Annotated in this window: 19 protein-coding genes; 8 read left to right on the top strand and 11 right to left on the bottom strand. The window is 67.5% G+C overall.

Translation table 11 applies throughout. The features are described from left to right. Positions 1 to 5: 5 nt before the first annotated feature. Positions 6 to 956, bottom strand: coding sequence for an electron transfer flavoprotein subunit alpha/FixB family protein (locus SLW55_RS03835; protein ID WP_267100365.1), 951 nt, complete (start codon positions 954 to 956; stop codon positions 6 to 8). Beyond that, the gene (locus SLW55_RS03830) at positions 956 to 1,702 is read right to left on the bottom strand and encodes an electron transfer flavoprotein subunit beta/FixA family protein (protein ID WP_010340209.1); all 747 of its coding nucleotides are present in this window, start codon (positions 1,700 to 1,702) and stop codon (positions 956 to 958) included. The genes SLW55_RS03835 and SLW55_RS03830 overlap by 1 nt, the downstream gene beginning before the upstream one ends. A gap of 221 nt (positions 1,703 to 1,923) precedes the next feature. On the opposite strand from SLW55_RS03830, the gene rfbB reads away from it, so the two are divergent. The 4 genes from rfbB to rfbD are packed head-to-tail and all read left to right on the top strand — an operon-like array spanning position 1,924 to position 5,390. Next, positions 1,924 to 2,979 carry a dTDP-glucose 4,6-dehydratase gene (rfbB, locus tag SLW55_RS03825; protein WP_267100364.1) on the top strand — a complete coding sequence of 352 codons (1,056 nt, stop codon included), beginning with the start codon at positions 1,924 to 1,926 and terminating at the stop codon, positions 2,977 to 2,979. A 58-nt stretch (positions 2,980 to 3,037) separates the two neighbouring features. Then, positions 3,038 to 3,925, top strand: a complete 888-nt coding sequence (gene rfbA / locus SLW55_RS03820; RefSeq protein WP_295965397.1) for a glucose-1-phosphate thymidylyltransferase RfbA — start codon at positions 3,038 to 3,040, stop codon at positions 3,923 to 3,925. Then, positions 3,922 to 4,479 carry a dTDP-4-dehydrorhamnose 3,5-epimerase gene (gene rfbC, locus SLW55_RS03815; RefSeq protein ID WP_152236053.1) on the top strand — a complete coding sequence of 186 codons (558 nt, stop codon included), beginning with the start codon at positions 3,922 to 3,924 and terminating at the stop codon, positions 4,477 to 4,479. Before rfbA ends, rfbC begins: the two co-directional genes overlap by 4 nt. Beyond that, the gene (gene rfbD, locus SLW55_RS03810; protein WP_295965398.1) at positions 4,476 to 5,390 is read left to right on the top strand and encodes a dTDP-4-dehydrorhamnose reductase; all 915 of its coding nucleotides are present in this window, start codon (positions 4,476 to 4,478) and stop codon (positions 5,388 to 5,390) included. Before rfbC ends, rfbD begins: the two co-directional genes overlap by 4 nt. Before the next feature lie 86 nt (positions 5,391 to 5,476). Here the strand turns inward: rfbD and SLW55_RS03805 are convergent, their stop codons facing one another. Beyond that, positions 5,477 to 6,880, bottom strand: a complete 1,404-nt coding sequence (locus SLW55_RS03805; RefSeq protein WP_152236051.1) for a mannose-1-phosphate guanylyltransferase/mannose-6-phosphate isomerase — start codon at positions 6,878 to 6,880, stop codon at positions 5,477 to 5,479. 44 nt (positions 6,881 to 6,924) lie between these two features. Continuing rightward, positions 6,925 to 8,271 carry a phosphomannomutase gene (locus tag SLW55_RS03800; RefSeq protein ID WP_320744607.1) on the bottom strand — a complete coding sequence of 449 codons (1,347 nt, stop codon included), beginning with the start codon at positions 8,269 to 8,271 and terminating at the stop codon, positions 6,925 to 6,927. Positions 8,272 to 8,404: 133 nt separating this feature from the next. On the opposite strand from SLW55_RS03800, the gene SLW55_RS03795 reads away from it, so the two are divergent. Next, complete coding sequence (locus tag SLW55_RS03795) at positions 8,405 to 9,142, top strand: CoA transferase subunit A (protein WP_017907508.1); 738 nt, start codon at positions 8,405 to 8,407, stop codon at positions 9,140 to 9,142. Between the two features lies 1 nt (position 9,143). Beyond that, positions 9,144 to 9,776 carry a CoA transferase subunit B gene (locus SLW55_RS03790; protein WP_152236049.1) on the top strand — a complete coding sequence of 211 codons (633 nt, stop codon included), beginning with the start codon at positions 9,144 to 9,146 and terminating at the stop codon, positions 9,774 to 9,776. A gap of 97 nt (positions 9,777 to 9,873) precedes the next feature. Here the strand turns inward: SLW55_RS03790 and SLW55_RS03785 are convergent, their stop codons facing one another. Continuing rightward, positions 9,874 to 11,517: an electron transfer flavoprotein-ubiquinone oxidoreductase gene (locus SLW55_RS03785; RefSeq protein ID WP_152236048.1), complete on the bottom strand. Its 1,644-nt coding sequence runs from the start codon at positions 11,515 to 11,517 to the stop codon at positions 9,874 to 9,876. 113 nt (positions 11,518 to 11,630) lie between these two features. On the opposite strand from SLW55_RS03785, the gene SLW55_RS03780 reads away from it, so the two are divergent. Further along, entirely contained in the window at positions 11,631 to 12,212 is a 582-nt protein-coding gene (locus SLW55_RS03780) for an alpha-ketoglutarate-dependent dioxygenase AlkB (RefSeq protein ID WP_152236047.1), read from the top strand. Between the two features lie 94 nt (positions 12,213 to 12,306). Here the strand turns inward: SLW55_RS03780 and SLW55_RS03775 are convergent, their stop codons facing one another. The 5 genes from SLW55_RS03775 to SLW55_RS03755 form a co-directional block, all read right to left on the bottom strand. Continuing rightward, on the bottom strand, positions 12,307 to 12,870 hold the full coding sequence (locus tag SLW55_RS03775) for a hypothetical protein (protein ID WP_152236046.1): 564 nt from the start codon (positions 12,868 to 12,870) through the stop codon (positions 12,307 to 12,309). 193 nt (positions 12,871 to 13,063) lie between these two features. Then, positions 13,064 to 13,732 carry an ABC-type transport auxiliary lipoprotein family protein gene (locus SLW55_RS03770; protein ID WP_267093459.1) on the bottom strand — a complete coding sequence of 223 codons (669 nt, stop codon included), beginning with the start codon at positions 13,730 to 13,732 and terminating at the stop codon, positions 13,064 to 13,066. Then, the gene (locus tag SLW55_RS03765; protein ID WP_043093283.1) at positions 13,729 to 14,655 is read right to left on the bottom strand and encodes an MlaD family protein; all 927 of its coding nucleotides are present in this window, start codon (positions 14,653 to 14,655) and stop codon (positions 13,729 to 13,731) included. The genes SLW55_RS03770 and SLW55_RS03765 overlap by 4 nt, the downstream gene beginning before the upstream one ends. 4 nt (positions 14,656 to 14,659) lie before the next feature. Next, positions 14,660 to 15,481 carry an ABC transporter ATP-binding protein gene (locus tag SLW55_RS03760; RefSeq protein ID WP_320744604.1) on the bottom strand — a complete coding sequence of 274 codons (822 nt, stop codon included), beginning with the start codon at positions 15,479 to 15,481 and terminating at the stop codon, positions 14,660 to 14,662. Between the two features lie 77 nt (positions 15,482 to 15,558). Next, positions 15,559 to 16,671: an ABC transporter permease gene (locus SLW55_RS03755; RefSeq protein ID WP_320744602.1), complete on the bottom strand. Its 1,113-nt coding sequence runs from the start codon at positions 16,669 to 16,671 to the stop codon at positions 15,559 to 15,561. Positions 16,672 to 16,771: 100 nt separating this feature from the next. On the opposite strand from SLW55_RS03755, the gene SLW55_RS03750 reads away from it, so the two are divergent. Continuing rightward, positions 16,772 to 18,031, top strand: coding sequence for a threonine/serine exporter family protein (locus SLW55_RS03750; RefSeq protein WP_043093281.1), 1,260 nt, complete (start codon positions 16,772 to 16,774; stop codon positions 18,029 to 18,031). Positions 18,032 to 18,090: 59 nt separating this feature from the next. On the opposite strand, the gene SLW55_RS03745 is transcribed toward SLW55_RS03750, so the two are convergent. Beyond that, positions 18,091 to 18,552, bottom strand: coding sequence for an H-NS histone family protein (locus tag SLW55_RS03745; RefSeq protein WP_017907458.1), 462 nt, complete (start codon positions 18,550 to 18,552; stop codon positions 18,091 to 18,093). Between the last annotated feature and the right edge of the window lie 200 nt (positions 18,553 to 18,752).

Below are 18,752 nucleotides of genomic sequence, written 5' to 3'. Positions count from 1 at the left end.
GCAGATCAAGTCTGCTCGGCCAGCTTTTGCTCCAGCTCCGGCAGCACCGTGAACAGGTCGCCGACCAGGCCGATGTCGGCGATCTCGAAGATCGGCGATTCCGGGTCCTTGTTGATCGCGACGATGGTGCCGGCGTCTTTGATGCCGGTCAGGTGCTGGATGGCGCCGGAAATGCCGATCGCCACGTACAGTTCCGGCGCGATGATCTTGCCGGTCTGGCCGACCTGCAGTTCGTTGGGCACGTAGCCGGCGTCGACCGCCGCGCGCGAGGCGCCGACCGCCGCGCCCAGCTTGTCGGCGAGCTGATAGACGATCTGGAAGTTCTCCGCCGAACCGACACCGCGGCCGCCGGAGACCACGCGCTTGGCGCTCTGCAGATCGGGGCGGTCTGACTTGCCGGCGGCGAGACCGACGAAGCGGGTGTGGCTCGGCAGCGCCGCGTCGACGCTGGCCGCTTCGACCGCCGCGCTGCCGCCCTGCGCCGCTTCCGGCCACGAGGCGCTGCGCACGGTGGCGACCACGATCTGGTCGGCCGGGGCCTGCACGCTGATGATGGCGTTGCCGGCGTAGATCGGGCGCTTGAACGCGTAGTCGCCGTCCACCGCCATCAGGTCGGAGATCTGGTTGACGCCGAGCAGGGCGGCCACCACCGGCATCAGGTCCTTGCCGAAGGTGGTGGAGGGGCCGAACACGTGGGTGTAGCTCTTCGCCAAGGCGGCGATCTGCGGGCCCAGCACCTGCGCGATGGCGTGTTCGTTGGCGGAGTTGGCGACGGTGAGGACGCGGGCGACGCCGGCGATCTGCGCGGCCTGGGCAGCCACCGCGGCCGGATCGGACGCCAGCACCACGATGTCGATGGCCTCGGCCGACAGCGCCTGCGCGGCGCTGACGCACTTGGCGGTGGCGGCGTTGAGCTGCCCGTTGAGATGTTCGGCGACGACGAGGATCTTGGCCATTACAGCAACCCCTTCTGCTTGAGTGCGGCCACCAGTTCGGCGGCATCCTTGACCATCACGCCGCGGCTGCGCTTGGCCGGCGGGGCGTAGTGGGTGGTGGTGAGGCTGTCGTTGGCCTCCACGCCCAGGTCGGCGAAGGCCAGCGTCTGCAGCGGCTTGCTCTTGGCCTTCATGATGTCCGGTAGCTTGATGAAGCGCGGCTCGTTCAGGCGCAGGTCGGTGGTGACCACCGCCGGCAGATCCACTTCCAGGGTCTCCAGGCCGGCGTCGACCTCGCGGGTCACCGTGGCCTTGCCGTCGGCCACCACCAGCTTACCGGCGAAGGTCGCCTGCGGACGGCCCCACAGCGTGGCCAGCATCTGCCCGGTCTGGTTGGCGTCGTCGTCGATCGCCTGCTTGCCCAGGATCACCAGGTCCGGCTGCTCCTGCTCGACCAGCTTCAGCAGGGTGCGCGCGGCGGTCAGCGGCTGGATCGCCGCGTCGGCGACCACGTGGATGGCGCGGTTGGCGCCCATCGCCAGGCCGTTGCGCAGGTGCGCGGCGGCGTCGGCCGGGGCGATGGTGGCCACCACCACCTCGCTGGCGATGCCGGCGTCGCGCAGGCGCAGCGCCTCTTCCAGGGCGATTTCGTCGAACGGGTTGGCGGAGAGCTTGACGCCCTCGGTGACCACGCCGGAGCCGTCCGGCTTGACCTGGATGCGGACGTTGTAGTCCACCACGCGCTTGTAGGCGACGAGGATTTTCATCGTGTACGAGATCCTTCAGCAGTGCGGGAAGGCCCGGCCGCGGCGGCTGGCACGGGGCAGTCGGAGGATTCTAACCGGGTGCGGGGTACCATGCGAGGGCGTATGGTTAGCGCAGGCTATTGTCTTAGCCCTCGGTTTAACCACGATCCATTCATACAAAACGTATATCCTGTGATGTTTGGGAAGCGGGCGCCAGCGGCGCCAATCAGGAGAGACGCACAGTGTCCACTTGGCTCGTAACCGGCGGTGCCGGTTTCATCGGCGGTAATTTCGTGCTCGAGGCGGTGGCGCGCGGCATCCGTGTGATCAACCTGGACGCGTTGACCTATGCCGGGAACCTGAACACGCTGGCGTCGCTGGACGGCAACCCGGACCATGTGTTCGTGCACGGGGATATCGGCGACCGCGATCTGGTGGGCCGCCTGCTCGCCGAGCACCAGCCCGACGCGGTGGTCAATTTCGCCGCCGAAAGCCATGTGGACCGCTCGATCGACGGGCCCGGCGCCTTCATCCAGACCAACGTGGTGGGCACCCTCGGCCTGCTGGAGTCTGTGCGCGATCACTGGAAGGCGCTGCCTGAAGACCGCCGCGACGCGTTCCGCTTCCTGCACGTGTCCACCGATGAGGTCTACGGCACGCTCGGCGAGACCGGCAAGTTCAGCGAAACCACGCCGTATGCGCCGAACTCGCCGTACTCGGCGTCCAAGGCCGCGTCCGACCACCTGGTGCGCGCGTTCCACCACACCTACGGCCTGCCGGTGCTGACCACCAACTGTTCCAACAACTACGGTCCGTACCACTTCCCCGAGAAGCTCATCCCGCTGGTGATCGCCAAGGCGCTGGCCGGCGAGCCGCTGCCGGTGTACGGCGACGGCAAGCAGGTACGCGACTGGCTGTTCGTCGGCGACCACTGCGAGGCGATCCGCACCGTGCTGGCCAAGGGCAAGGTCGGCGAGACTTACAACGTCGGCGGCAATGCGGAAAAGCAGAACATCGAGGTGGTGCAGGCGATCTGCGCGCTGCTGGACGCGCGGCGTCCGCGCGAAGACGGCAAGCCGCGTGCCAGCCAGATCACCTATGTCGCCGACCGGCCCGGGCACGACCGGCGCTACGCGATCGACGCGTCCAAGCTGAAGAACGAGCTGGGCTGGGAGCCTCACTACACCTTCGAACAGGGCATCGCGCTCACTGTGGACTGGTACCTGAGCCACCAGGACTGGGTGCGGGGCGTGCTCGACGGCAGCTATCGGCTGGAACGCATCGGCACCGCGGCATAACGCCAGTCCCTCGCAAGAATCCGCCCATGCGCGTGCGGACTTCACCAGGAAATACCTCATGACACAACGCAAGGGCATCATCCTCGCTGGTGGCTCCGGCACGCGGCTGTACCCGATCACCAAGGGCGTCAGCAAGCAGCTGCTGCCGGTGTACGACAAGCCGATGATCTACTACCCGCTCAGCGTGCTGATGCTGGCCGGCATCCGCGAGGTGCTGATCATCAACACCCCGCACGAGCAGGCGCTGTTCCAGGCGCTGCTGGGCGATGGCGCGCAGTGGGGCATGGACATCCAGTACGCGGTGCAGCCGAGCCCGGACGGGCTGGCCCAGGCCTACCTGATCGGCCGCGACTTCGTCGCAGGCAAACCGAGTTGCCTGGTGCTGGGCGACAACATCTTCCACGGCCACGGCCTGACCGAGACCCTGCGCCGCGCCGATGCGCGCCAGCATGGCGCGACCGTGTTCGGCTACTGGGTCAACGACCCCGAGCGCTACGGCGTGGCGGAGTTCGACGCCTCCGGCAAGGTCATCGACATCGAGGAAAAGCCGGCCAAGCCGCGTTCCCACTACGCGGTCACCGGCCTGTATTTCTACGATGGTCAGGCCAGCGACCATGCCGCGGAGCTGACGCCATCGCCGCGCGGCGAACTGGAGATCACCGATCTCAACCGCCGTTACCTGGAAGCGGGCCAGTTGCACCTGGAAGCGCTGGGCCGCGGCTACGCGTGGCTGGATACCGGCACCCACCAGTCGCTGCACGAGGCCTCCAATTTCATCGAGACCATCCAGTCGCGGCAGGGCCTGCAGGTGTGCTGCCCGGAAGAGATCGCCTTCGGGCAGGGATGGATCGACGCGGCGCAGCTGGAGAAACTTGCCGCTCCGCTGCGCAAGAACGCTTATGGCACCTACCTGCATGAACTGGCTGTACGAGGATCCGTTCCGTGAAAGTGATTGAAACCAATCTGCCTGGCTGCGTGGTGATCGAGCCGGCGGTGTTCGGTGACGCGCGTGGCTATTTCTTCGAGACCTGGAACGCCGAGCGTTTCGGCGAGCATGGGTTGCCCACCAAGTTCGTGCAGAGCAATGTCTCCACCTCGGCCAAGGACGTGCTGCGCGGCCTGCACTATCAGTGGCCGCGGCCGCAGGGCAAGCTGGTCAGCGTGCTGGAGGGCGAGGTGTACGACGTCGCCGTCGACATCCGCCACGGCTCGCCGCACTTCGGTCGCTGGGCCGCGGTGGTGCTGAGCGCGGAGAACAAGAAGCAGTTCTGGATTCCGGAAGGCTTCGCCCACGGGTTTGCCGTGCTGTCGGAGCGGGCGGTGTTCAGCTATCTGTGCACCGACGTGTACGTCAAGGAAGCCGACGCCGGCGTGCGCTGGGACGATGCCGCGATCGGCGTGGACTGGCCGATCTCCGAGCCGGTGCTGTCGGGCAAGGACGCGGTTGCGCCGTTCCTGGCCGACATCCCGGTCGAGCGCCTGCCGGTCTACCAGCCATGAGCGTGCTGGTCTTCGGCGGCAACGGCCAGGTCGGGCAGGAACTGCTGCGGGCGTTGGCCGGGCAGGGGCCGGTGGTCGCGACCACGCGCAGCGGCCAGTTGCCCGACGGCAGCGCCTGCGAGCGCGCCGATTTCGACCAGCCGCAGACCTTGGGCGAACTGCTGGACCGGCTGCGGCCGACGGCGGTGGTCAATGCCGCGGCCTACACCGCGGTCGATCGCGCCGAGCAGGACGCTGAGGCCGCGCACCGCGCCAATGTCGAGTCGCCGGCGGCGATCGCCGCCTGGTGCGCGGCGCATGGCGTGCCGCTGGTGCATTACTCCACCGATTACGTGTTCGATGGCCAGGGCACGCAGCCCTATCCCGAAGATGCGCCCACCGCGCCGCTGGGTGTGTACGGCGCCACCAAGCTGGCCGGCGAGGAGGCGATCCGCGCGTCCGGTGCGCAGCATCTGATCTTCCGTACCGCCTGGGTGTACGCAGCGCACGGGCACAACTTCCTGCGCACCATGTTGCGGGTCGGCACCGACCGCGACGAACTCAAGGTGGTCGCCGATCAGGTCGGCACGCCGACGCCGGCGACGCTGATCGCCGATGTCACCGCGCGGGTGCTGGCGCAGCGCGCGACGTTGCCGTCCGGCACCTGGCATCTGACCGCGGCCGGCGAGACCACCTGGCACGGGTTCGCCGAGGCGATCTTCGCCGAGGCGGTGGCCGCGGGCCTGTTGCTGCGCGCGCCACGCGTGCTGCCGATCACCACTGCGGAGTATCCGACCCCGGCCAAGCGTCCGGCATATTCGCGCCTGGACGTGTCGCGCCTGCAGCGCGATTTCGCGCTGGAACTGCCACAGTGGCGCGATGGTCTGCGCCAGGTCATCGGCGAACTCGCCGCGGCAGCGCCGGCCGCCTGAGACGGCGCGCACTACAAAACAGCATCGATGAAAAAATAAAGAGCCGGGCACTGCCCGGCTCTTTGCGTTTGCGGCGTGCGCCGAACTCAGGTGCGACCGTAGGTGTCCTCGAAGCGCACGATGTCGTCCTCGCCGAGGTAGCTGCCCGACTGCACTTCGATCAGCTCCAACGGCAGCTTGCCGGGGTTCTTCAAACGATGCGTCACCCCGAGCGGGATGTAGGTGCTCTGGTTCTCGGTGAGCAGCAGCACTTCCTCGCCGCGGGTGACCTCGGCCGTGCCGCTGACCACGATCCAGTGTTCGGCGCGGTGGTGATGCATCTGCAGGCTCAGCGTGGCGCCGGGCTTGACCGTGATGCGCTTGACCTGGAACCGCTGGCCGTTGTCGATCGAATCGTAGGCGCCCCACGGGCGGTACACCTTGCGGTGCCAGGTGGCCTCGGAACGCCCATCGGCCTTGATCCTGCCGACGATGTCCTTCACTTCCTGGATGCGCTCGCGATGGCCGACCAGCACCGCGTCGTCGGTCTCCACCACCACCACGTCCTGCAGGCCCACCATTGCGATCAGGCGCGAGCCATAGGCGTAGGTGTTGCGGCAATCGATCTCGATCACGTCGCCATGGTGGGCGTTGCCGTTGGCGTCCTGCGGCGACACGTCCAGCAGCGCCGACCACGAACCGACGTCGCTCCACTTCGCGTCCAGCGGCACCACCACCGCGTCGGCGGTCTTTTCCATCACCGCGTAGTCGATGGAGTCGGAGGGGCTGGCGGCGAAGGCGTCCTTGTCCAGGCGGGTGAAGTCGGCATCGCGCTTGGCCGCCTGCCACGCCTTGGTGCAGGCGTCGGCGATGGCGGGCTGGAACTTGCGCAGTTCTTCCAGGTAGCGCGAAGCGCGGAACAGGAACATGCCGCTGTTCCAGTAGTACTCGCCGGAGGCCAGGTAGCTTTTCGCGGTGGCCAGGTCGGGTTTTTCGACGAAGCGCTCGACCGCGTGCGCGCCGTCGCCGGCGGCGGCCTTGATGTAGCCGTAGCCGGTTTCCGGTGCGGTCGGCTTGATGCCGAACGTCACCAGCTTGCCTTGCTCGGCCGCAACGGCGGCCACGCGCACCGCGGCCTGGAAGGCGGCTTCGTCGCCGATCACGTGGTCGGAGGGCAGGACCAGCAACAGCGGATCGGCGCCATCGCGCGCGGCCTCCAGCGCCGCCACGGCGATCGCCGGCGCGGTGTTGCGGCCCTTGGGTTCGAGCAGGATCGCATGCGGCTTCACGCCGATCTGCTGCAATTGCTCGGCCGCGACGAAGCGGTGCTCCTCATTGGCGACCACGATGGGCGCGTGCGCGGCGACCGGGGCCGCGCGCTGCCAGGTGGCCTGCAGCATGCTCTGTTCGCCGACCAGCGGCAGGAACTGCTTCGGATACGACTCGCGCGACAACGGCCACAGGCGCGTGCCGGAGCCGCCGGACAGGATGATGGGAAGGACGTCGCTCATGGGCGATGGAACTCCATAGTGCGTCTAGGGGGAGGGTGGTGGGATCAGCCGCGCAGCAGCTCGGAGATCTCCTGGGTGCGCTGCTCCAGCAGCGCCGCATCGCCGCGGGTTTCCACGTTCAGGCGCAGCAGCGGTTCGGTGTTGGAACTGCGCAGGTTGAAACGCCAGTCGGCGAATTCGGCGCTGACGCCGTCGGTGTAGTCCAGCGTCGGCGCGTGCGAGGCGAAGTGCTCCATCACCCGCGCCACCGCGGCCTTGGCGTCGGCAACCTTGAAGTTGATCTCGCCGCTGCACGGGAACTTCTGCATGCGTGCCTCGACCAGGTCGGCCAGCGAGCGGCCGGACTGCGACACCAGTTCGGCGATCAGCAGCCACGGGATCATCCCCGAGTCGGCGTAGGCGAATTCGCGGAAGTAATGGTGCGCGCTCATTTCGCCGCCGTACACGGCGTTCTCGCTGCGCATCTTCTCCTTGATGAAGGCATGGCCGCTCTTGCACAGCACCGGGATGCCGCCGGCTTCTTCGACCTGTTCGATGGTGTTCCAGGTCAGGCGCGGGTCGTGCACGACCTTGCCGCCCGGCTGCTTGGCCAGGATCGCCTGCGCCAGCAGGCCCACCAGGTAGTAGCCCTCGATGAAGCGGCCGTCGGCGTCGAAGAAGAAGCAGCGGTCGAAGTCGCCGTCCCAGGCGATGCCGAAGTCGGCGCCGTGCTGCTTGACCGCGTTGGCGGTGGCGGCGCGGTTCTCCGGCAGCAGCGGGTTGGGAATGCCGTTGGGGAAGTGCCCGTCCGGCTCGTGGAAGACGCGCACGAACTCGAACGGCAGGTGCGGCGCGAGCAGGTCGACGATGGCGCCGGCACCGCCGTTGCCGGCGTTGACCACCAGCTTCAGCGGCTTGAGCGTGGCGCGGTCGACATAGCTGAGCAGGTGCTCGATGTAGGCGCTCTTGTCGGGACGGTGATGCTCGGCAGCGGTCGGCTCGACGGCCGGCGCGGTGTCGGCGGCGACGGTGTCGCGGATCGCGAACAGGCCGGTATCGGAGCTGATCGGGCGCGCGTTCTCGCGCACCAGCTTCATGCCGTTGTAGTCCATCGGATTGTGGCTGGCGGTGACCATCACGCCGCCGGCCGCCTGCAGGTGGTCGGTCTGGAAATACACTTCCTCGGTGCCGCACAGGCCGATGTCGATGACCTCGCGGCCGCTGGCGCGCAGGCCGGCCGACAGCGCCGCCTGCAGCGCCGGGCTGGCCAGGCGCACGTCATGGCCGACCACCACCGGACCGCTGTCCAATTGCCCCGCCAGCGCCACGCCGATGCGGCGGGCCAAGTCCTCGTTCAGTTCGTCGGGTACGCGACCGCGGATGTCGTAGGCCTTGAATGCGGGAAGCGACATGGAAGAGGGTCCTAGTTGGGGGAAACCGGAGTGTAACGTTACGGCGCTTAATCGGTCGTTGCGGCGGTGCGGCGGGGGTCGCAGTCACCGAGCGGCTAAACTAGCTGTCTACATTCCAATGCGGAGTTGGCGAATGGGCGACACCTCTACCCCTGCGGGCGGGCGGCGCGGCAAGCTTTTCCCCGATGCGGCCACGGCGCTGGCCGATGTGGTGGCGGACGGACAGACCCTGGCGGTCGGCGGGTTTGGCCTGTGCGGCATTCCCGAGGCCCTGATCGCAGCCCTGCGCGACAGTGGCGTCGGCGGGCTCACGGTGATTTCCAACAACGCCGGCGTCGATGGCTTCGGCCTGGGCCAGCTGCTGGCGACGCGGCAGATCCGCAAGATGATTTCGTCCTACGTCGGCGAGAACAAGGAGTTCGAGCGCCAGTATCTGGCCGGCGAACTGGAACTGGAGTTCAACCCGCAGGGCACCCTGGCCGAACGCCTGCGTGCCGGCGGTGCCGGCATCCCCGCGTTCTTCACCGCCACCGGCTACGGCACGGTGGTGGCCGAGGGCAAGGAGACCCGCGAATTCGACGGCAAGCACTACGTGCTGGAAACCGCGTTGCGCGCCGACGTGGCCCTGGTCAAGGCATGGAAGGCCGATGCCGCCGGCAACCTGGTGTTCCGCAAGACCGCGCGCAACTTCAACCCGGCCTGCGCGATGGCCGGCAAGCTCTGCATCGCCGAGGTCGAGGACGTCGTGGAGACCGGCAGCCTGGATCCGGACCAGGTGCACCTGCCCGGCATCTACGTCGACCGCATCGTGCACAACCCGCATCCCGAAAAACGCATCGAACAGCGCACCCTGCGCCAGAAGGACGCCTGACATGGCCTGGACCCGCGACGACATGGCGCAGCGCGCCGCCCGCGAACTCACCGACGGCGCCTACGTGAACCTGGGCATCGGCCTGCCGACCCTGGTCGCCAACCACATTCCCGAGGGCGTGGACGTGTGGCTGCAATCGGAGAATGGCCTGCTCGGCATCGGCCCGTTCCCGACCGAGGACGAGGTCGACGCCGACCTGATCAACGCCGGCAAGCAGACCGTCACCGCCCGCGCCGGCGCCAGCTACTTCGGCAGCCACGATTCCTTCGCGATGATCCGCGGCGGCCATATCGACCTGGCCATCCTCGGCGCGATGCAGGTCAGCGAGAAGGGCGACCTGGCCAACTGGATGGTGCCAGGCAAGATGGTCAAGGGCATGGGCGGCGCGATGGACCTGGTGGCCGGGGTCAAGCGCGTGGTCGTGCTGATGGAACACGTGGCCAAGGACGGCAGTCACAAGATCCTGCCGGCCTGCGACCTGCCGCTGACCGGTGTCGGCGTGGTCGACCGCATCATCACCGACCTGGCCGTGTTCGACGTCACCGACAGCGGCCTGGTGCTGGTCGAGACCGCCGAGGGCGTGGACGAGGCCGAACTGCTCGCCAAGACCGGCGTGCCGTTTCGCCTTGCCTAAATGGGAGGCGAAATTACTGCCCCTTTCTCAATGAGCGCATAAGCGCAGCACGTGAGTAAATGCCGCTCTGCGACATCGCGTCGCAGACGACATGCGCTCACAGGTTCTGGTAGTTCGGCCCGGAGCCGCCTTCCGGCGTCACCCAGTCGATGATCGCGTAGGGATCCTTGATATCGCAGGTCTTGCAGTGCACGCAGTTGGCGGCGTTGATCTGCAGGCGCTTGCCGGCCGCGTCGTCGACGATCTCGTACACCGCCGCCGGGCAGAAGCGCGTGCAGGGGTTGCCGTATTCCTCGGTGCAGCGGGTCACGCAGATCTGCGGGTCGAGCACGTGCAGGTGCACCGGCTGGTCCTCGTCGTGCTCGGTGGCGGCGAAGTACACGCCCTGCAGGCGGTCGCGCGGGGCCAGCTCGCGCTGCACGTAGTCGCGCTTGGGTTGCTCGTGCTCGCCCAGCCGGTCCAGGCTCTTCCAGTCGGCACCGACCTTCAGCGTCCACGGCGAGGCGCCCTTGACCAGGGTTTCCCAGGCGCCGTTGAGCAGGCCGAACCACAGGCCCTTCTTGAAGCCGGGCTTGATGTTGCGTACCTGACGGAGCTCGGCCATCACTTCGGAGTTGCGCAGGCGCGCGTCGAAGCCGGCCGGGTCCAGCGCGGCACCGGTGGCGAGGTGTTCGGCGGCGAGCATGCCGCTGCGGATCGCCTGGTGGGTGCCCTTGATCTTGGGCACGTTGAGCAGGCCGGCGGTGTCGCCGATGAGCAGCGCGCCGGGCATCTCCACCTTCGGCAGCGACTGCCAGCCGCCGCTGGCGATGGCGCGCGCGCCGGCCGAGAGGATGGTGCCGCCGTCCAGCAGCGACTTCATCATCGGGTGGTTCTTCCACTGCTGGAAGGCTTCCCACGGCCGGTACTCGGGGTCGCGGTAGTCCAGGCCGCTGACGTAGCCCAGCGCCACCTGGTTGTTCTCCAGGTGGTACAGGAAGCTGCCGCCATAGGTCTTGCTGTCGGCCGGCCAGCCCAGGGTGTGCACGATCTTGCCGGGGCTGAGGCGGCCCGCGGGCAACTGCCACAGCTCCTTGATGCCGATCGAGAACGCTTGCGGATCGTGGCCGGCGTCGAGCGCGAAGCGCGCGATCAGGCGCTTGGTCAGGTGTCCGCGCGCGCCTTCGGCCAGCACCGTGACCTTGGCGCGGATGTCGATGCCGGCGGTGTAGCCCGGCTTGTGCGCTCCATCCTTGGCCACGCCCATGTCGCCGATGCGCACGCCCAGCACCGTGCCGTCCTCGGCGTGCAGGGTCTCGGCGGCGGCGAAGCCGGGGTAGATCTCCACGCCCAGCGCTTCGGCCTGCGGCGCCAGCCAGGCGCACAGGGCGCCGAGGCTGACGATGAAGTTGCCGTGGTTGCGCATGCCCGGCGGGACCATCGGAAACTTGTGCCCGCCGTCCTTGCTCAGGTACCAGAACTCGTCCTCGGCCGCCGGCACGCAGATCGGCGGCGGGTTGTCGCGCCAGCCCGGCAACAGCGCGTCCAGCGGCGCCGGTTCGATGACCGCGCCGGACAGGATGTGCGCGCCGATGGTGCTGGCCTTCTCGATCACGCAGACCGAGAGGTCGGGATTGAGCTGCTTGAGCCGGATCGCGAACGCCAACCCGGCCGGGCCCGCGCCGACGGTGACGACGTCGTATTCCATGACGTCGCGCTCCACTGGCTGCGGCGCGTTGGCGCCGCCCTCGGTTCCCGTCATCTGCTGCGCTCCCGTTGGCTCGTTCTGGCTGCCCGCATTTTCAGGGTTTGTGCGTGAAGGGGCAAATTCCGCACGCCAGCGTATGGTGGCGGCCGGCATGCTAGCGTGGCGCGATGGAACTGGACCTGCCCGGCGCCGATCTGCGCTGGTATCCCGAGTGGCTGGACCCGGCCGCGGCGGCGGCGTTGTACGCGCAGTTGCTGCGCGAGGTGCCGTGGGAGGTGCACCGGATCCGCCTGTTCGGCAAGCTGGTCGATTCGCCGCGGCTGAGCTGCTGGATCGGCGATGCCGACGCCAGCTACCGCTATTCCGGCACCCGCTTCGCGCCGCACCCGTGGCCCGCGGCGCTGCTGCCGCTGCGGGCGCGGCTGGCGGCCGAGACCGGGGTGGCGTTCAACAGCGTGCTCGCCAACCGCTACCGCGACGGCCGTGACGCCATGGGCTGGCACAGCGACGACGAGCGCGAGCTCGGTCCGGCCCCGGTGATCGCCTCGCTCAGCCTGGGCGCGACGCGCCGCTTCGTGCTGCGCCACCGCCAGCAGCCGGCGCTGCGCCAGGCGCTGGAGCTGACCGTCGGAGGACTGCTGTTGATGGCGGGCGACACCCAGCGCCTGTATCGGCATGCCCTGCCGCGCACCGCCAAGCCGGTCGGCGAGCGGATCAACCTGACGTTCCGCCGGATCGCTAGTTACTGAGGACTAGTGTCTAGATCGGAAGCTACTTCTTAAACGCGCGACGTAAAGAACAGCAATCTTGACCGTCCGCAAGGACGGTCAAGATTTAAACAGGTCAGAGGAAGACGTATCCGATCACGCCATCCATCGCTTTGTTTGGTACGTTCTCACAAACCGAGCTCAGGGTGTCGAAATGATCTGCGCGCGTGGGGGTATAACCCCGCATGCAGCGATAGAGGGGGACGGTGCCTGGAATTTGGGTGTCGGCAACATATCCCAGGATGGGCATGAATGTGGACAGATTCTTTCCCTCGCAATTCGGGTCGGGGGATGTGAAGAAATCATGGCCGCCGGCAATAAAGCAGTTGTAAAGTGCATGGCCGCCAGAGAATGGCGTATAGGAAATAAAGCCTAGGCTGCCTTCATATCGCCAGCCCAGTTTTTCCCAATTTTCGGGCATGCTCCTGCCCGACCAGTGATTTCGATCTTTCGAGTTGTAATAACGATAGAGTTCAACAAGTTGGACTCCATCGGGGATGGCCATCGTACTCGCGTTCGTTCCGAGCTTTGCTGTTGCCGGGATATCGGGCATCTGCACCAAACTCTGCGCTATGGCAGGCGAAGCGAATGAGCCTGCAGCACTCAAGAAGAGGCAGCTCATCAACATCTTAATTTTCATTAAAGATCCTTTTATACTCCTTGCGAACTCATGTCCGCGGCGGGATTTTATCACCCCTTCGTCACTTCGATAAGTCGACTAGTTTGCGTTCCATTCAATGGCTGCGTCTAACTTTCTGCTACGGCACACTCGTCGCCGGCGCTTACCTCGAGACGTAACTGGTAAGACAGCTTGCGTTCATCCGGTGCGCTCGCTATTTTCGTGGTGGGGAACGCACAGCCGGGGTAGCAGGAGCGAGCGCGGTGGCGGCGTCGGCCTGGCCCTGCTGCAGGGTCCAGCCGACCACGTCGTGGCCCAGGTGCGACAGGGCCTGGCCGAAGGCGTCGACCACCTGCGATTCGGCGGTGCCGGCGGCCGGCTGGGTCACCAGGAAGGTGCGCGAGGCGACCACGCGCTGGTCGGCGCTGTACAGCAGCTTGGCGTTGAGTTCGATGGTGGCCGACGGCACCGCGCGCCCGGCGTAGTCCGCTTCGAAGCGGCGCAGGTCCAGCAGCAGCTTGTAGTCGGCGCGGATGCCGGTGCCGAGCCGGGCCACGCCGGGGATGCGCCCGGAATCCTCGAACGCGCGCAGCAGCATGTCCTCGAGCATGTCGGTGGCCGGTTGCGCCCAACTTACGCCGCCATATACCTGCAGTTCGTCGGGCGTCGGCCGCACCGCGATGCGCGAACTGTCGACCACGCGCGCGGCGCTGGGCTTGGTCAGCGCCAGTTGCCAGCTCACCTGCGGCCAGGCCGGGTCGGCGGTGACCCGCACGTCCGGCGCGTAGATCGTCACCGGCTCCTTGTTGCCGCCGGGCAGCGAACAGCCGGCCAGCAGCAGGGCCGGCACGGCGAGCAGGAAGAGAGCGCGCATCGGCTTCATTTGGGTTTGAACTCCTTCGGGGCGTCGCGGCCGAGCAGGTAGCGCGCGGGGTTGTTGTCCAGGCGGTCGCTGACCCGGCGCAGGTCGCGGATCAGGCCGCGCAGTTCGGTCAGGGTCGGGCCGAGCTGGCCGAGGCCGTCGTTGGCGAAGCTGTTGATCGCCGAGCGGTTCTCGCCAAGGATCTTGTCGGCATTGCCGGCGGCCGAATCCAGCTTGCTCAGCGTGTCCTCCAGCTTGTCCAGGATCGGCGGCAACTGCTGCACCAGGTTCTGGTCCAGGCGCTGGATGGTGCCGTTGGTGGTCTTGAGCGTGGTGTCCAGGTTGCGCGCCGCATCGCGCGCGCTGACGATCAGCGACTGCATGCCCTGGTCGCGGTCGGCCAGGCCGCCGCTGATGGTCTCCAGGTTGTGCAGGGTGGCGGTGATGCTGGCGACGTTGCGGTCGCTGAGCACCTCGTCCAGGCGCTCGACGATGCGGTTGGCGGTGTCGGTGATGTTCTGCAGCGCCGAGGGCGTGGTCTGGATGATCGGCGCGTCGCTGTTGTCGATCGAGGTCAGCGACGGCGCTTCCGGGGTGCCGCCGGAGAGCTGGATGATCGACGGGCCGGTCAGGCTGGTGATGCCCAGCTTGGCGCGGGTGTCGCTCTTGATCGGCGTGGTCGAGTTGACCCGGATCCGCGCCACCACCTGGCGCGGATCGTTCGGCGCCAGGGTCAGCTCGGTGATCGAGCCCACCGCGATGCCGTTGTACTGCACCGGGCTGCCGACCGACAGGCCGGTCACCGCCTCGCGGAACACCACGCGGTACTCCTGCCAGGTGCGGTCGGAGGAGTACTTGGCGGCCCAGAGTCCGAACAGCAGCAGCGCGATCCCCACCACGATGGTGAAGGCGCCGATCAGCACGTAATTGGCTTTGGTTTCCATGGGCTCAGGGGGTCTCGGTCCAGGCGGTCTTGGCATCGCGCGCGGCGCGGGCGCGCGGGCCGTGGAAATATTCTTGGATCCACGGATGATCCACTTGCTCGATCTCGGCCAGCGGCGCGTTGGCGATGACCTTGCGGTCGGCCAGCACCGCCACGCGGTCGCAGATAGCGTACAAGGTGTCCAGATCGTGGGTGATGAGGAACACGGTCAGGCCCAGCGCTTCCTGCAGGGTGCGGATCAGCCGGTCGAAGGCGGCCGCGCCGATCGGGTCCAGGCCGGCGGTGGGTTCGTCCAGAAACAACAGGGGCGGGTCCAGCGCCAGCGCACGCGCCAGCCCGGCGCGCTTGCGCATGCCGCCGGACAGCTGCGAGGGCAGCTTGTTCAATGCATCGGCGGGCAGGCCGGCCAGCTTCACCTTCAGCAGCGCCAGCTCGTAGTGCCAGCTGTCGGGCAGTTCGCCGAAATGCTCCTTCAGCGGCACCTGCACGTTCTCGCCGACGGTCAGCGAGGAGAACAGCGCGCCGTCCTGGAACAGCACGCCGGTGTTGCGCTCCACGTGCAGGCGATCGGCGCGGCGGCCGGAATCGGTATCCACGCCGAGTACCTGGATCTTGCCGGCATCGGGGGCGCGCAGGCCGAGGATGGTGCGCATCAGCACCGACTTGCCGGTGCCCGAGCCGCCGACGACGCCGAGGATCTCGCCGCGGCGCACGTCCAGGTCCAGCTCTTCGTGCACGGTCTGGCTGCCGAAGCGATTGACCAGGCCGCGCACGGAGATGGCCAGTTCTTGCTCGGGATTCGGCATTGGGGATTCGGGATTGGTCAAAGCAACAGCTCCCGCACGGGCGCGTAGCGCCCGGCTTCAACGAATCCCCAATCCCGAATCCCGAATCCCGGCTTCACTCACCACCCCATGTTCATGAACCACAGCGCGGCGATCGCGTCGATGATGATCACCAGCGAGATCGTCTGCACCACGCTGGAGGTGGTGCGCTCGCCGACGGACTGCGCGGTGCCTTCCACGCGCAGTCCCTCCAGGCAGCCGATCAGGCCGATCACGATGGCGAAGATCGGCGCCTTGGACAGGCCCACCAGCATGTGCCGGATCTGGATGGTGTCGTGCATGCGCGCCAGGTACATCTGCGGCGGGATGCCCAGGTCGAAGGCGCCCACAGTGACGCCGCCGGCCAGGCCGGCGATCATCGCCACGAAGGTCAGCAGCGGCAGCATCAGCAGCAGCGCCACCAGCCGCGGGATCACCAGCAGATCCATCGGGTCCAGGCCCAGGGTCTGGATCGCGTCGACCTCTTCGCGCGCCTTCATCGCGCCGATCTGCGCGGTGAACGCGCTGGCGGTGCGCCCGGCCAGCACGATCGCGGTCAGCAGCACCGCGAACTCGCGCAGGAAGGCGATGCTGACCAGTTCCACTACGTAGATCTCGGCGCCGAAGTCGCGCAGGATCGTGGAGCCGAGGAAGGCGATCACCGCGCCGACCAGATACGACAGCAGCGCCACTAGCGGCACCGCGTCCAGGCCGACCTGTTCCATGTAGTGCACGGTGGCGGTCAGGCGGAACCGGCGCGGCGCGTGCAGCAGCCGCAGCAGCTTGACCAGGGTCTCGCCGAGGAAGCCGACCAGGGCGACGATTTCCTTGCCGTTGCGGTGCACCGCGTAGCCCAGGCGTTCCAGCGCCGCGGCGAAGCCGTAGTCGCGCTTGCGCTTGGGGCGGTCGTCGGCCACGTCCTCGATGGTCGAGACCAGCGCGCGGTGATCCTGGCGGAAATCCAGCGCCTCGTGGGCGATGCCGTTGCGGGTGGCGTAGCGCATCAGTTGCAGCACCCCGGCCGAATCCAGCTGGCCGATGCCGCTGGCGTCGATGCCGGTGGTGCCGGCCGGCATCCCGCGCAGCACTTCCGAGGACGCCAGGGCCGTGGCCAGGGTCCAACTGCCGGTCAGCCGCACCCGCGAGGGGTCTCGGTCGTCCTGGCTGAGTTTGGGCGGTTGCGGTTCGATCATGGGGGCGTCCGGTGCGCGAGCATACCTGTTTCGCCCGTGTTGCAGATGTGGTGATCGCGACGGGGTGGCCGGGCGCGGCGTTCGCGCCATACTAGCCGACATGCCCGCCGCTCCCACCGTCAGTCCCTCCGCCAACGCGACCTACGCGCAGCGCATCGCCTTCGTCTCCGACATCGCCGGGCGACTGCACACCTATGGCACCACCGCGCAGCGGCTGGAGGCGGCAGTGGTGGCGCTGGCGCAGCAGTTGGACCTGGACTGCGAACCGTGGTCCAACCCGACCGGGCTGATCCTCAGCTTCAGCGACCCGACCAAGGCGATCGGCTCCAGCGACATCACCCGCGTGGTGCGGCTGGCGCCCGGCGACAACGACCTGCACAAGCTCAGCGTCGCCGACCGCATCGCCGACGACGTGGCCAGCGGGCGCATGAGCGTGGCCCAGGGCCACACCGCGCTGCGCCAGCTGGACCAGCCGCCGGGGCGGCGCTGGATGGCGATGCAGGTGCTCGGCTTCGGCCTGGCCGCGGCCGGCGTGGCCGGGTTGTGGCGCCTGCCGTGGCTGGACATCGCCACCGCCACCGCCATCGGCCTGCTGATCGGCGTGCTCACCCAGCTCACCGACAAACGCCCGGCCACCAAAGAAGCCAACGACGCGCTGGCGGCCTTGCTGGCCGGTTTCGTCGCGACCCTGGTGGCCAGTTTCGTGGCGCCGCTGAATCTCAATACGGTGATCATCGCCTCGCTGGTGGTGCTGCTGCCGGGTATGGCGCTGACCAATGCGGTCAACGAACTCACCAGCCAGCACTGGGTCTCGGGCACGGCGCGCTTCGCCGGCGCGGTCACCACCATCGTCAAGCTGACCGTCGGCGCGGTGATCGCGGTGACCCTGGCGCAACTGCTCGGCCTGGAGCCGATGGTGCGGGCGTCGCGGCCGCAGCACGGCTGGGTGGAATGGGCCTCGCTGCTGGTGGCCGCCTACGCGTTCGCACTGCTGTTCAAGGCCAGCCTGCGCGATTATCCGTTCGTGATGGCGGCATCGGTGGCCGGCTACGCGATCGCGCGCTTCGCCGGCGACGCCTGGGGCAGCCCGGTCGGCATCTTCCTGTCGGCGATGGTATTGACCGCGGCCGGCAATCTGTTCGGACGCATCGTGCACCGGCCGGGCGCGCTGGTCCGGTTGCCCGGCATCATCATGCTGGTGCCCGGGAGTGCCAGCTTGCGCGGGCTGTTGACCCTGGTCCAGCAACAGGACGTGCTCGGCGGGCAATCGGCGCTGCTGACGGTGACCAATATCGTGATGGCGCTGGTCGCCGGCCTGCTGTTCGGCAATCTGTTGGTGCCGGCGCGCAAGAATCTTTGAATGCGGTATAAAAAAACGCCGGCATGCGCCGGCGTTTCGACTGCGGTTGCCGTGGCGGATCAGGCCTTCGGCGCAGCGCTCTTGCTGGCCTTCTTGGCGACGCGCTTGACCGCCTTCTTGGCGGTCTTCTTGGCCGGCGCGGCGGATTTGGCGGCGCCGCCGGCGATCAGGAAGTCGTCGACCTTCTTGCCCTTGGCGACCAGATCGGCCAGCCAGCGCGGCTGCTTACCGCGGCCGGTCCAGGTTTCGGCGGCATTGGCGGGATTGCGGTATTTCGGCGGAACCTTGCCCAGTTTGCGGCCCGGCTTCGGACCCGGCTTGCCGGCCTTGCGACCGCGCGCGGCGGGGGCGCCGCCGAAGACTTCCTCGATGCTGTAGCCGTGGCTCTTGGCCAGGCGCGCCAGCTGGGTGCGGACCTTGGCGATGGGGGTGCGCTTGGCGACGATGGACTGCTGCTTCTTGGCGGTCTTGATGAGGGCGCCCAACTGCTTGGCCGACAGGCCACTGAGATCGATGGTCATCTTTACTCCGGAAAATGGGTGGTGGCTTCCGCCATTCCCTGGCTAGCGCAGGATCATAATGATGCTTTATCGGATTGACAAATACCCTGCTTATTCGCGGCGGGTATTTCCGGTCGCAATGCCGTGGGAATATGTCCTTATGGATCCCAGGCGGCCGTAATCAATTGAAAACAGACCGCTCTGGTTTCCCTCATAAGGCG

The sequence above is a fragment of the Xanthomonas sp. LF06-19 genome (assembly GCF_034105425.1).
In the GTDB taxonomy this organism is placed as follows: Bacteria; Pseudomonadota; Gammaproteobacteria; order Xanthomonadales; family Xanthomonadaceae; genus Xanthomonas_A; species Xanthomonas_A sontii.
Note: the sequence above shows the minus strand (reverse complement) of the source record. Positions and strands in the feature narration are given on the sequence as shown.